Below are 12,050 nucleotides of genomic sequence, written 5' to 3'. Positions count from 1 at the left end.
CCGACATTCAGGAGGACAAAATCCAGGCTGTCGTGGAAGAGATCAAACAGCAGGGCGGAGAGGCTATTGGCTTCCGTCATAACGTTACCTCCGAGGAGGAGTGGCAGCATATCGTGGACGAAACGGTCAAAGCGTTCGGCACGATCGACGTTCTCGTCAATAATGCCGGCATCTCGCTGGCCAAATCGCTCGTGGACACATCCATGCAGGATTGGGACAAGGTCATGTCCATCAACCTGACAGGCAGCTTTCTCGGTTTGAAATACGTGGTACCGGTGATGCAGCGCGGGGGCGGAGGCTCCATCATCAACATTTCTTCGATTGCCGGGCTCACGGGAAGCAACGGAGCAGGACCTTACACCGCGAGTAAGGGCGCTGTCCGGATGCTAACGAAGGCGGTGGCTGTGGATTACGGCAAGGACAATATCCGCTGCAATTCGATCCATCCGGGTTACATTGAAACACCGATGACCGAAGGATTGTTTGCCAACGACCAGATGACGGGCTGGTTCCGCTCCAAAACGCCGCTGCCTCGCTTGGGCAAACCGGAGAACATTGCGGCCGGCGTGCTGTTCCTGGCATCCGACGAATCCTCTTTTATTACCGGAGCCGAGCTGGCCATCGACGGCGGCGTATCCGCGACCTGATTTTTGATTCTGCGAATCCATACACATGAATGAAGCATAGAAGCCTTCCGGGGTACACCCGAGGGCTTTTTTTCTTTTTTGTCCGCAACCTTCGGAGCCCTCCTGACGTTAGATAGGAAAATATAAAATATTTTCCATTTCTGAGGAGGAATGAAGTATGCGCACTTGGGGGTCATGGCTTGCCGCATTCATGTTTGTCATTCTGTTGGTAACCGGCTGCTCGTCCGGGAGTTCAAAGGACAGCGCCAGCAGCGCCGGCGGGACCGTCGAAAGCTCCGCGGCTTCAGACCATGCGGCGAATACCGCTGCGGTTCAGGACCAGCAAGCATCTACAGCATCAACGGCGGAGGAGAAGTCATCGCTGGCGGCGGAGCCGGAGCAGCAGGCCGGTACCGTTAAGGCTTTGGAGGCGGACACTGCGCCGGAAGCCGGGTTCACCGCCCAGGACCTGGCCGGCGGGTTAAACAAGAAGCTCATCTATAAGGCGCATCTGGTAATGGAGATTCAGGACTATGCCAAGGCGCAGACCGAAGTGAGAAATATGGTGACCTTGTCGGGCGGTTATATCGTCAATTTTTCCGAAACGGATTCAGCCAGCGAGCGGGGAGGTACCTTTATCCTCAAGGTCCCTGCATCGGGCTTCTCGTCCTTTTTGAATCGGCTCGAGCAGATCAAGCATGATTCGCTTCAGCGCAGCATTGAGGGCCAAGACGTGTCCGAGGAATACGTGGATTTGCAGGCGAGATTGAAGGCTAAGCAGGTGATGGAGGAGCAGTATATCGCTTTTATGAAAAAGGCGACAAAGACCAGCGACCTCGTGGCGTTTGCCAAAGAGCTGGAGAGGGTGCAGGAAGAAATCGAGCAGATCAAGGGACGCATGCGCTATATCGATCAGAATGTGGCTTATTCCACGGTGGAGCTGCGCATTTACCAGCCGGAGAAGACGCTGCCCAAAGCCGAGCCTGATCGCCAGCAGGCCCCTCTTGGCAAGCGTGCGGGAGATGCGCTGCAGGGAAGCATGGACGTGCTGACGCAGATTGTCCAGTGGATCATCGTCATCCTGTCAGGAGCCGTTCCTGTTCTGATTCTTGCTGCGATCGTGCTTCTGATCGTCTGGATGGTCCGCAAAGGCCGGAAGCAGCAGCGGGCTGAAGCCGCCGAGCGGAGGAAGACATGGAAAGAGGAGCCCCATAGACCTGCCGGTCCTACAGACGGTCCTATAGAACAGCAGCAGGAAGAATCGGATCCTACACGGGCGGAACGAAGCGAGGAAGCTCCTAAGCAACCCGATCCTGACTCTGACCCCGATTCCGACCCCCATAAATAAGGCCATCCCATGGATGGAAGGAATGAGCCGGACGCACCTGATTGCGCCCGGTATCTTTTTGGGTATATACCTCTTAATAATGACGCATGATGAAATCAATTGAATTAACGTAAGCGTTGCACTATGATGAGAAGGAGAGAGCTGTCATGTTGTATACAGCCAATCACACCAACCAAATCGCGGCATTTACCGGCAAGCTGTTAAGGGACAGGTTCGGCAAAGGGCCGGAATCGGTGCACGTCTCCGTCGGGAACTATGCGATCGCACTCCATATCCGCAATTTCATCGGACCGGTCGAGAAGTTCCTGTTAAACAAGGAAGAGGAGAAAGCTTTCCGATATACCCGCGAGCTGCTGATGGAGTCTTTGCTTCCTGAACTGAAGGCGTATTTGGAGAAGGAAATGGACATCCGTTTGGAAGAGGTATACTACGACTGGGGATTACATAACGCTTCGGGGATCATTGTCGGACTTAAGGCAGACCAGACCATCGAAGCCGAGGATTATGCGGGTCGGGAAGCTCTACATAATGAAGTTAACCGGATCACCGGTATCGTCCAGAAGGTTCCCAGGAAGGTGTACTCCTGGTGGATGAACCCCAAAACTTTAATTGTCGTCCGGGAAGGAATTCTGATTCTGATCGAGAAGGAATTAATCAGTACCGGTTTTGAAGAAGTATTGCGGACAACCAAGAGAAAGCTTGAGAAGCGGTATTTTGAGGAAGAAACCCAGCTGGGGGGAATTTTGGGCCGGACCCTGGCCGATTTTTACGTGGACTGGGATTTTAATAGGGATAAAAGCGTGATTGCCTGCACATTCCAGGATTAGGCGGTCACCAGGCGGTAATGGGTCAGACATGATTGGAACATGAGCTGAACATAAGCCAAAGAAGGAGCTGGTACGCTCTTTCTTTGGCTTTTTTCATGGTAGGAGGTTTAAAAATGAAGAGCAATTATGACATTTTATGCGTGGAGGACGACGGAATTAATATGTCTCTCATGCGGCATATTTTCAAAAAAATTCCTAACGCCACCATGTGGGAGGCCTGTACGGGGGAGGAAGCGGTAGAGATCGCCACGGCCAGATGCCCCGATCTGATCATCATGGACATCCAGCTGCCCGGAATGAGTGGATACGATGCTCTAGCTTGCCTCCAGGCCAATGAGAAGACAAAGGCAATCCCGGTGGTGGCCGTCAGCTCTTATGCGATGGCGTCGGATATCGCCAAGGGGAGACAGGCAGGTTTTATCGAATACATTACGAAACCATTCTACATTAAGAACTTTATTCAGGTGATCGATTCCATTCTCCGGCCGCTGCCATTTTGAAAATATCACATAACTTTGCATCGGATGTGGCATATTACGTTATAGCTTTGAGTAGCCTATAATCCAACGCAGGGGGAAATTTCAAGATGAAGCGTTTTGCGTTTGCTGCGGTTGCCGCACTGTTACTGTGCTGCGGATTTTTCCAGGAGACAGCGGCTGCGGACAGCCCTTATCATTTTGGCTGACATTCTGCAGAAGAACGGTGCAATTTTCCTGGGGGATACAACCCAGAAAGAGCTGTATTTGACGTTTGACAACGGGTATGAAAACGGGTTCACCCCTAGAATACTGGATGTTTTGAAAGAAAAGAAAGTGCCGGCGATCTTTTTCCTGACGGGACATTATGTAAAGGACAAGCCGGAGCTCGTAACCCGGATGGTCACGGAGGGCCATCTGGTGGGCAATCATTCCTGGACGCATCCGGATATGACCCAGATTTCCAACGCGCAGCTCAAGGAAGAGCTGGATAAGGTCAAGCAGAGCGTAACCGGGACGACCCGCCAGAAGGAGATGGCATACGTGCGTCCTCCCCGGGGGATTTTCAGCGACCGCACGCTTGCGGCATCACGCGCTGAAGGTTATACGACGGTATTCTGGTCCGTAGCGTACAAGGACTGGGACGTGAACGATCAGAAGGGGGCTGACTATGCCTACCGTCAAGTGATGGCGCAGCTGCATCCGGGGGCGGTCATTCTGCTGCACTCCATTTCGAAGGATGCTTGGCGTTTTTTTGTGCTTTACGGCTGCAGTAAATGGAAAATATTTGTATAAAAATTGTTGATAAATAGACCCGGAATATATGAAACCTTCCTCCCTGATTTCGCGTCTATTCTACGTGGGACTTAGGACCCGAGTTCATGAGATGGGGGAAGTAACCATGGAGCAAGCATCGCTGCCCAAACGTTCAAGCGTAAGAAACCAACGGTCCGCTCCAAAAGGGACACAGAAAAGGAAAAAGAAAAAGGGAGGTTTCCGTCGGTTCAGCATACGCTTCTTCTGGAGCCTGGTTCTGGTCGGTGCCGCGGCAGCCGCGTGGTTGTTCCTGACGGTATCCGGCAATCATTTTCGTTACCTGATAGCGGATACGCTCATAACGACACAGCATCGCTATTTGGCGAAATATATTATTGGGCAGGACGAGCTGAACAAGCGCGTAGCGGAATACAACAAGCGGTTTGAAGCCATGGGCGTCGAAAAAGATACGCACCAAATCAAGCTGCCGGTGCAAACCCAGACAGCTTCCGCCGAAGCCGGCAAGGAGACGGAGAAGCCGCCCCTTGTGGAGATTGAGGAAGTTTCGGGTAAAGGGTATCACGGGTATGTGATGACCGTTCACGATCCGAAAAAAATCCGTTTGGGCGTTCCTTCAAAGCGCGGCAAAGGCGAGAAAGTCTCCAGCATGGTCAAGCGCTACGGCGCGATTGCCGGCGTGAACGGAGGCGGATTCGCCGACCCGAACTGGAAAGGGAATGGCTTTAAGCCGATCGGCATCGTCATATCGCAGGGGAAGCTGTATTACAACGGATTGGGAAAAAATGCGACCACCCAGGTGGTAGGCATTGACCGGGACGGCAAAATGATCGCCGGCAACTATTCGCTAAAGGAATTGGACCGGATGGGGGTTCAGGAGGCAGTGACGTTTCAGCCGCGGATCATCGTCAACGGCAAAGGACTCATAAAGAATGCCGCCGAAGGCTGGGGCATCGCGCCGCGGACCGCCATGGGCCAGCGTGAGGACGGGGCCATCCTGTTTGTCGTCATTGACGGAAGACAGCCGACGTACAGCGTCGGAGCCAATTTATACGATGTCCAGCAGATCATGCTGAAGCACGGGGCGGTGATCGCTGCCAATCTGGACGGAGGATCTTCCACCGTCCTCGTCAAAGATAATGAAATTGTGAACAAACCGTCATCGGAATACGGGGAACGGTATTTGCCTACCGCGTTTCTGGTGTTTGAACACCCTGAGCAGGCGGACATCCCGAATATATGGGCGGGCCTCAATCCGAGGGATATCGACCCCTCGAAGAAGTAGGAATCGTTTATATGTAAAAGAAAAAAGCCTGAAAATCAGGCTTTTTTGGAATAAATGATTCCGATCGTTTTGGCACCGCAGTGGGAGCTAATGACGCAGCCGGCATCCGAGAGGGCAACCTCGCGGGCGCCGGTTTTTTGTTCCAGCAGCCTTTTGATCGCTTCAGCATCTTCAGCCGCCATGGAATGAGTGACGAAGATGAGGTCGTTGTCCATCTCGTCCTTCTTGTCCAGCGCATTGTTGACCATCTGCTCCAGGGCTTTTTCCCGCTTGCCGCGGACCTTGTAGGCCGGAGTCATCTTACCGTCGATCACCTTGATGACCGGCCGGATCTTGAGCAGGCTGCTCATGAGGTTCTGCATGCCTGAGCAGCGTCCGCCCTTGTACAGGTATTCCAGCGAATCAATGACGAATTCGGTCTCTACGAGCGGCTTAACGGTCTCCACGATGCCGGCGATTTCACGGGCGCTTTTCCCCTGTTCTGCCGCGGCCACCGCTTTCATGACCAGCAGGCCGATGCCGGTGGTCAGATTCCGTGAATCCACGACCGTGATTCGTCCCTCCGGGAACTCCTCACCTGCGATCAGCGCGTTCTGATAAGTCGAGGATAGCTCGGACGACAGGCTGATATAAACGATATCCCGTCCTTCTTCCACAAATGGGGTGAATGCCGCGATAAAATCGGACGGAGACGGAGCGGCCGTCTTGGGAAGGCTGCCCGTCTGCTCCACCTTGGCATACAATTCGGGTGTCGTTAAGTCGACGCCGTCCCTGTAATTCTGGTCCCCGAACGTAACGTACAGCGGAATAATGCCGATGTCATGGGCTTTGATCCAATCGTGAGGAAGGTCGCATGTGCTGTCGGCAAATATTTTGACTTGAGACATAAGATCACCTTTTTCTTCTAATAGACTGCTGGACTGCGGGTAAAGTCCGCTAGACTGCGGCAGAGGCCATGAAGTATATAAAGAACAAGCCGATACTGAGCACGATGACGGCATTCACAATAAGCCCGATGATGGCAAAGATCTTTTTGCGGTTCTTGATGGCCGTCCCCACAATGCCCAGAATCGTTCCGACCACGTTGATGAGAACCAGTGCGATCATCAGCAGACCGACAACACCGAGGCCAAGGACCGCATTGGAATTCGGACCGTCCAGCATGCCTTCTTCGAGATAAGGAGCCATAATGGCGCCTGCTGCCGCGGCACTGATGATATAACCCAGCAAACTGACCAGGCCCATGACAAAGGATGCGATGCCGGGCCCGGAATGCTTCAGCGCAGCAGGGGGAACGAACTGAGCATGGGGCGAATGGGGCCCCGGGTTCTGCTGGAATCCGTCCGGCTGGTGCGGAGGCTGGTTTGAATCCATGAAATCACTCTCTCCTTCGAATCGATAGATATGCTTCTTACTTTTCCATAAGATCCCGTAAAAATCAAGCTGATTTGGGCAGTCTTGTGCCATGGTGGTGGAAAAGGCGGTGTCCGATCGGTTAAAATAGTTAACAGTTTGTTAGTAGATAGAATGAACTAAAGAAAATCATATTTTAACAGGCTTTAGTTCAATCTATATAGATTAGGAACATCCAAAGGAGTTGTCGATGTGCAGCGCAAATTTATATTGACCGGCGCCCTGATGGCGATGCTGTCCGTGGTGATCGGAGCATTCGGAGCCCACATGCTGGAACCTATCGTCGGAGAGTCGGCGATGAAGGTTTATGAAACTGGGGTTCAATATCATATGGCGCACGCCTTGGGGATCATACTGATTGGGGTCGTTGCGGGGTTATGGGGGGATTCGCGCAAGCTGGCCTGGGCGGGATGGCTGCTGCTGGCCGGGATCATTCTGTTTTCCGGAAGTCTGTATGTTCTCGCCATCACCGGGATCAAAGTGCTTGGCGCCATTACGCCGCTTGGAGGCGTTGCCTTCATCATCGGCTGGATCTGCCTGATTGCGGAAGCCGCATCGCGCAGACGATCCTGACCCTCCATACCGGAGGAGAACAGAAGAAAGCCCGTCTTCGGCTTAGTGAGCCGGGACGGGCTTGTTTTAGTGTTATAAGCTTCGGAGAAACGGCATCCTTATCCTACTAGATGACCTCGTCCACTTCGTTCAGCTTAAAGGTATAAACCTGTTTCTCATCCACGTGATATACGTTCAGCATCTGGTGTTCCTCATCATAATTCAGGATCCGGCACGGCATATGAATGTGCTGCCCGCTCCGATTGGCCGTCAGCCGGATCAGCCGGTTGTCACGGATGTATACCTGAATCCAATCATAAATGTCCGAACCGCCATGCACCGGGTTTCGGGGCGGCTGGCTTTTTGCATTTTTCCCCACGGCCGCTGTACGCAGCTCCGCTTCCTTGATCGGAGCAGGGGGAACGGACGGATGGGAAGGCTCTTCTTTGGAAAGGAGAGATTTGCGCTTGTCCTGAAGCATCGATTCAATCAACCGCCCCAGTTCAATTCCCGATTTGATGCGAAAATCCGCAATATGCCCGTTGCCGTTCAGCATGCCGAGGAGTTCTTGAAGCGCCAGGGCATTAGAGGGACTTTTCACTAAGATGTCGACGTTGAATAAAAAACCCGATTCGTCATTGGATTGATTGTTGTCCATGGATCCCCCAAACTATACGTTCAAATTAGATATGAAAGTGACTAAATAATATCATGAATGTGAATAGAATCATAGTCCTAATGTCGGAGTGGAAAGCAACTTTCTTCCTATTTATTTCGGCGCATTTTGGTTATGGACGTCCGCACAGTCACCCCCTCACCAGGGCGAATACAATGATGCTGGATGGATATCACGCCTGGGGAGGTGTACAGCTGAATGGTGACCATGGTGCCGATTACCGTCGGGGGCCACAGCTTTGTTGGGGTAGAGGTCAAATTGCCCAAGACGACGCTGCTCACGATCAACTCGCCGAAAGGGTACATTATGTGCGGGGCGCTGGACGTAGGCCTGCTTAACACGAGACTGGCAGAGCGAAAAATCATTGCGGGCCGTGCTGTCGGCGTCAAAACGCTGCAGGAGCTGCTTGAAGCGCCGCTGGAGTCGGTGACGACCGAGGCCGAGGCGCTCGGAATCGTTCCGGGCATGCCAGGGCATGAAGCTCTGTTAAAAATGGTGTAATGGCCTCACGGCCGCCGACTGGAAAGCAATAAAAAGCCAGCCCGGGCAGGGCTGGCTGAGCCGGTGGCATTTCGGCGATTAGAGACACTAGCCCGAAACGAAGCCACATTGGCCATGCTCATTAAGCTTGGAAAAGAGCGGCGAGGTTCTCGGCGAACGGCGCTTTGACGATCCCCTTTTCCGTGATGATGGCTGTTACATATTCGTGAGGCGTGACATCAAACGCCGGGTTGTAGACCTTGATGCCTTCGGGAGCGGTTCTCTTCCCGAAGCCCTCGGTGACTTCCTCAGCGGGTCGCTCTTCAATCGGGATGTTGTCCCCTGTAGGGGTGTTCAGATCGATCGTCGACAACGGGCAGGCGACGTAGAACGGAATGCCGTGGGCCTTTGCCAGCACGGCCAGGCTGTAGGTGCCGATTTTGTTGGCGACGTCGCCGTTGGCGGCCACCCGGTCGGTGCCAACGATCACCGCCTGCACCCATCCCTTGGACATGACCATGCCTGCCATGTTATCGCAGAGCAGCGTCACGTCAATTCCGGCCTGCTGGAGCTCGAAGGCCGTCAGCCGCGCGCCCTGCAGCACAGGGCGCGTCTCATCGGCATACACTTTCAGCTGTATGCCCTGTTCCTGGGCCAAATACATCGGCGCGGTCGCCGTTCCGTATTTGGCCGTAGCCAGCCCGCCTGCATTGCAGTGGGTGAGCACGCCCATGCCGTCCCGGAACAGGGGCAGTGCATTCTCCCCGATGCGGCGGCACACTTCCTCGTCCTCCGCTTGAATCGCGTTGGCCTCGGCGAGCAGGGCCTCGTTCAGGTCGGCAACGCTGCCTCCCCGGCCGGCCAACTCATGCGCTTTCCCTTTCATCCGGTCCAGCGCCCAGAACAGATTGACCGCCGTCGGCCGCGAGGTGGCCAGATAGGCGCTGACCTTGACGACATGGTCGTTCCAGGCGGCGGCATCGACGCCTCCATACTGGCGCGCCCCGAGCACCACGCCGTAAGCGGCGGCGATGCCGATGGCCGGTGCGCCCCGGACTTTCATCGCATGGATCGATTCCCACACTTCTTCCGGCGTGTATAAATCCAGATAGACGATGGCGTCCGGAAGCAGGCGCTGATCCAGCAGGATCAGCTTGTCGCCGCCCCATTGGACGGAAGTTAACGGTTCGCTGCGTCGTTGTGTTTGTTCTTGGTTGTCATTACTCATTTTACGGCTCCTTTAAGCGGCTCGGCTTCCTTCACCAGCCGGACGATGTCTTCGCCGGACTGGATGGTCCGGTTGAATAGAACGAGCTGTTTGCCGATAGCCAGCGCCGTACGCTGCGCCTTCTCCCGCTGCTTTACGTCCGCGATCGTGTCGATGTCGGCCACATGGGACAAGCCGACGATGCGCCGGATCATTTTGCAGCCGGCGAATCCGCAGGCATCCCGCAGTACTTTGGCCACGTAGGCGTCCTGGTAGCCGGGTGCTTTCGCAAGCGGGTCCCTTGCATCCTCATCCCACAGCTTGCGGAAGCGGATTTCAAATTCGGACCATACGTCCGAAACCATGCGCAGAAGACGCTCTTGATTGCCGAGAACCTCCGATTCTGCGGCATCCCAGCCTGGCCGGGAAGCGTAGTTCAGCAGCAGGTTGCCGATGACGGCGCCGAGGTCGAAGCCCATCGGCCCGTAGTAGGCAAACTCGGGGTCAATCACTTTGGTCGATTCCGGTGTGACGAAAATGCTGCCGGTATGCAGGTCGCCGTGAACCAGCGCTTCGGTCCGGGTCAGAAAGGCTTCGCGGAGCAGGGCGACTTCCAGATGGAGCTTGCCGTTCTCCCGCAGCTCCTTCGCCTCATCCTCCAGGTAGTCCGGGTAGTTGTTGTTATCGGAAAACCGGTATGGATCGTCAAAGATCAAATCCTCGGTAATTTTGCACAGATCCGGATTGATGAATTTACGTACCTGTTCTTTCTTTTCCTGCGGGCTCAGGAACAGATCCGAGGTATAGAACAGCGTTCTGGCCGTAAATTCGCCGATATGGCGGGCAAACAACGGATAGGCTTGTCCTTCGATCAGCCCTTTGCGCATAATCGTATGGTCGCTCAGGTCTTCCATGACGGTTATCGCCAGGTCATCGTCGTAGGAGAACACCTGCGGTGCCAGTCCGGGACACAGGCGGTACTGCACTTGAAGCGCCTCGCGTTCAATGCGTGCCCGGTCCAGGGACAACGGCCAGGATTCCCCGACCACCTTCGCATAAGGAAGGGCTTGTTTGACAATGATACTTTTATCGCTGTTCCGGTCCGTAATATGGAACACTAAGTTCAGGTTGCCGTCACCGATTTCTTTGCATTCCAGCTGCGCATCGGGCGTGAAATGCCCCGGAATGCCGCGGACGAGAGAAATGGCGTCTTGGACGGTGAGCGGGTGATATGTGGACATGGAAGTCACCTCCGTATAATAAGGAAACGCGAATAAAGCCAACTTGTTCACTTGGTTATAAAACAGTATATCGGATTGCCGACCTCTTTTGAATCTTTTTTTCAGTGAGAGCGTTTGAAAACGAAAGACCCTGCCATTTATGTGCAATTGTTTCGTGCAGCGGGTTGAAGGGTAAGATAAGGGCAGGGAGGCACGCAGCCCAGATTACTCTCGGAATAGCCTCCCCATACTTATACGAAAACTCCAGCCGGACTCCGAAGCTGCCGTTGTATGCGGCAATGGAGAGGGAAAGGCCATATACTTAAAAAAGGAAGGGATATTCATGGCAAAAACGTCATCCAAATCGAAAACATCCACTTTGGAGCAAATCCTGAACCAACAAGTTGCGAACCTGAACGTCCTGTATGTCAAAATCCATAATTACCATTGGTATGTAAAGGGTGAGCATTTCTTTACCCTCCACGTAAAATTTGAAGAGCTGTACGACGATATTACGCTGAAAATGGACGAAGTGGCTGAACGGCTGCTTACGATTAAAGGAAGCCCGGCTGCGACGATGAAGGAGTACCTGGACATCGCAACCATTCAGGAAGCTTCCGGCAATGAAGACCAGCGCAAAATGGTGCAGACCCTGATCGAGGACTTTGCCACCGTTGCCGAGGAAATGAGCGAAGGAATCAGCCTGGCGGAGGAAGCCGGCGACCATCCAACGGCCGATATGTTTATCAAGATCAAGAGCGATCTCGAAAAGCATATGTGGATGCTCCGTTCTTACCTGGGATAAGGGATGCTTCTTTCGCGAAAGCCTGGAAGTGCGCTGGCCGCCAGCGCACTTTTTGTGTCCCGGATCAACCTTTGACGGCATAACGTATAAGACCGCGTTGCCTTTTTGATTAATCAGACATGAATCGGACGTACGGGAAATTGAGAAATGGGATCCGGTCTCTGGCGGCTGTTCCCGGTCATGAATCCGAGCGTCTGCGCGGTTGTCAGGATCCTCCATGCTGCTGTTCCCTGGATGTGGAAATGCAATCCATAACATATCGCAGAATGTTCACGAAATGCCAGCTGGTGATGAGAACGATAGCTCCGTTGCCGGATGCTGCAGAACTTCCGCGAAACCGTTCGTCATGAACAGCATCCAT

At 53.7% G+C, this 12,050-nt stretch carries 13 protein-coding genes and 1 pseudogene; 9 read left to right on the top strand and 5 right to left on the bottom strand.

The window, feature by feature from the left end; translation table 11 throughout:
* From CPT76_RS02170 to CPT76_RS02145, 6 genes and pseudogenes are all read left to right on the top strand, one after another.
* The coding region (locus tag CPT76_RS02170) for an SDR family NAD(P)-dependent oxidoreductase (protein WP_105441779.1) at positions 1-647 on the top strand (647 nt) is incomplete at its 5' end.
* A gap of 157 nt (positions 648-804) precedes the next feature.
* On the top strand, positions 805-1,974 hold the full coding sequence (locus CPT76_RS02165) for a DUF4349 domain-containing protein (protein ID WP_105441778.1): 1,170 nt from the start codon (positions 805-807) through the stop codon (positions 1,972-1,974).
* A gap of 146 nt (positions 1,975-2,120) precedes the next feature.
* On the top strand, positions 2,121-2,801 hold the full coding sequence (locus CPT76_RS02160) for a Na-translocating system protein MpsC family protein (protein ID WP_105441777.1): 681 nt from the start codon (positions 2,121-2,123) through the stop codon (positions 2,799-2,801).
* A 113-nt stretch (positions 2,802-2,914) separates the two neighbouring features.
* The gene (locus CPT76_RS02155; protein WP_181152656.1) at positions 2,915-3,301 is read left to right on the top strand and encodes a response regulator; all 387 of its coding nucleotides are present in this window, start codon (positions 2,915-2,917) and stop codon (positions 3,299-3,301) included.
* A 183-nt stretch (positions 3,302-3,484) separates the two neighbouring features.
* Positions 3,485-4,018: pseudogene (locus CPT76_RS02150) on the top strand (polysaccharide deacetylase family protein); the annotation flags it as partial.
* 160 nt (positions 4,019-4,178) lie between these two features.
* Positions 4,179-5,336 carry a phosphodiester glycosidase family protein gene (locus CPT76_RS02145; protein ID WP_105441774.1) on the top strand — a complete coding sequence of 386 codons (1,158 nt, stop codon included), beginning with the start codon at positions 4,179-4,181 and terminating at the stop codon, positions 5,334-5,336.
* Between the two features lie 35 nt (positions 5,337-5,371).
* Here CPT76_RS02145 and CPT76_RS02140 read toward each other — a convergent pair whose 3' ends face one another.
* A complete protein-coding gene (locus CPT76_RS02140; RefSeq protein ID WP_105441773.1) occupies positions 5,372-6,223 on the bottom strand; it encodes a DegV family protein in 852 nt (283 codons plus the stop codon).
* Positions 6,224-6,272: 49 nt separating this feature from the next.
* On the bottom strand, positions 6,273-6,710 hold the full coding sequence (locus tag CPT76_RS02135; protein WP_105441772.1) for a hypothetical protein: 438 nt from the start codon (positions 6,708-6,710) through the stop codon (positions 6,273-6,275).
* Positions 6,711-6,941: 231 nt separating this feature from the next.
* On the opposite strand from CPT76_RS02135, the gene CPT76_RS02130 reads away from it, so the two are divergent.
* Entirely contained in the window at positions 6,942-7,322 is a 381-nt protein-coding gene (locus CPT76_RS02130) for a DUF423 domain-containing protein (RefSeq protein WP_105441771.1), read from the top strand.
* A gap of 106 nt (positions 7,323-7,428) precedes the next feature.
* Here CPT76_RS02130 and CPT76_RS02125 read toward each other — a convergent pair whose 3' ends face one another.
* A complete protein-coding gene (locus CPT76_RS02125) occupies positions 7,429-7,959 on the bottom strand; it encodes a hypothetical protein (protein ID WP_105441770.1) in 531 nt (176 codons plus the stop codon).
* Positions 7,960-8,175: 216 nt separating this feature from the next.
* Between CPT76_RS02125 and CPT76_RS02120 the strand changes: the two genes are divergently transcribed.
* Positions 8,176-8,478: a YunC family protein gene (locus CPT76_RS02120; RefSeq protein ID WP_076170502.1), complete on the top strand. Its 303-nt coding sequence runs from the start codon at positions 8,176-8,178 to the stop codon at positions 8,476-8,478.
* A 121-nt stretch (positions 8,479-8,599) separates the two neighbouring features.
* Here the strand turns inward: CPT76_RS02120 and mtnA are convergent, their stop codons facing one another.
* Both mtnA and mtnK read right to left on the bottom strand, forming a co-directional pair.
* Positions 8,600-9,685 carry an S-methyl-5-thioribose-1-phosphate isomerase gene (mtnA, locus tag CPT76_RS02115; protein ID WP_105441769.1) on the bottom strand — a complete coding sequence of 362 codons (1,086 nt, stop codon included), beginning with the start codon at positions 9,683-9,685 and terminating at the stop codon, positions 8,600-8,602.
* Positions 9,682-10,905, bottom strand: coding sequence for an S-methyl-5-thioribose kinase (mtnK, locus tag CPT76_RS02110; RefSeq protein WP_105441882.1), 1,224 nt, complete (start codon positions 10,903-10,905; stop codon positions 9,682-9,684). The genes mtnA and mtnK overlap by 4 nt, the downstream gene beginning before the upstream one ends.
* 322 nt (positions 10,906-11,227) lie before the next feature.
* On the opposite strand from mtnK, the gene CPT76_RS02105 reads away from it, so the two are divergent.
* Complete coding sequence (locus CPT76_RS02105) at positions 11,228-11,689, top strand: Dps family protein (protein WP_076170500.1); 462 nt, start codon at positions 11,228-11,230, stop codon at positions 11,687-11,689.
* Positions 11,690-12,050 lie beyond the last annotated feature (361 nt).

Source organism: Paenibacillus sp. AR247, from assembly GCF_002968895.1.
Classification (GTDB): Bacteria; Bacillota; Bacilli; order Paenibacillales; family Paenibacillaceae; genus Paenibacillus_AQ; species Paenibacillus_AQ favisporus.
This window is presented reverse-complemented; position numbering and strand designations above follow the sequence as displayed.

Bases quoted from the DNA above. Each gene is read 5' to 3' on its own strand.
- CPT76_RS02165 (WP_105441778.1), top strand. From the start codon at position 805: ATGCGCACTTGGGGGTCATGGCTTGCCGCATTCATGTTTGTCATTCTG.
- CPT76_RS02160 (WP_105441777.1), top strand. From the start codon at position 2,121: ATGTTGTATACAGCCAATCACACCAACCAAATCGCGGCATTTACCGGC.
- CPT76_RS02155 (WP_181152656.1), top strand. From the start codon at position 2,915: ATGAAGAGCAATTATGACATTTTATGCGTGGAGGACGACGGAATTAAT.
- CPT76_RS02145 (WP_105441774.1), top strand. From the start codon at position 4,179: ATGGAGCAAGCATCGCTGCCCAAACGTTCAAGCGTAAGAAACCAACGG.
- CPT76_RS02140 (WP_105441773.1), bottom strand. From the start codon at position 6,223: ATGTCTCAAGTCAAAATATTTGCCGACAGCACATGCGACCTTCCTCAC.
- CPT76_RS02135 (WP_105441772.1), bottom strand. From the start codon at position 6,710: ATGGATTCAAACCAGCCTCCGCACCAGCCGGACGGATTCCAGCAGAAC.
- CPT76_RS02125 (WP_105441770.1), bottom strand. From the start codon at position 7,959: ATGGACAACAATCAATCCAATGACGAATCGGGTTTTTTATTCAACGTC.
- CPT76_RS02120 (WP_076170502.1), top strand. From the start codon at position 8,176: ATGGTGACCATGGTGCCGATTACCGTCGGGGGCCACAGCTTTGTTGGG.
- mtnA (WP_105441769.1), bottom strand. From the start codon at position 9,685: ATGAGTAATGACAACCAAGAACAAACACAACGACGCAGCGAACCGTTA.
- mtnK (WP_105441882.1), bottom strand. From the start codon at position 10,905: ATGTCCACATATCACCCGCTCACCGTCCAAGACGCCATTTCTCTCGTC.
- CPT76_RS02105 (WP_076170500.1), top strand. From the start codon at position 11,228: ATGGCAAAAACGTCATCCAAATCGAAAACATCCACTTTGGAGCAAATC.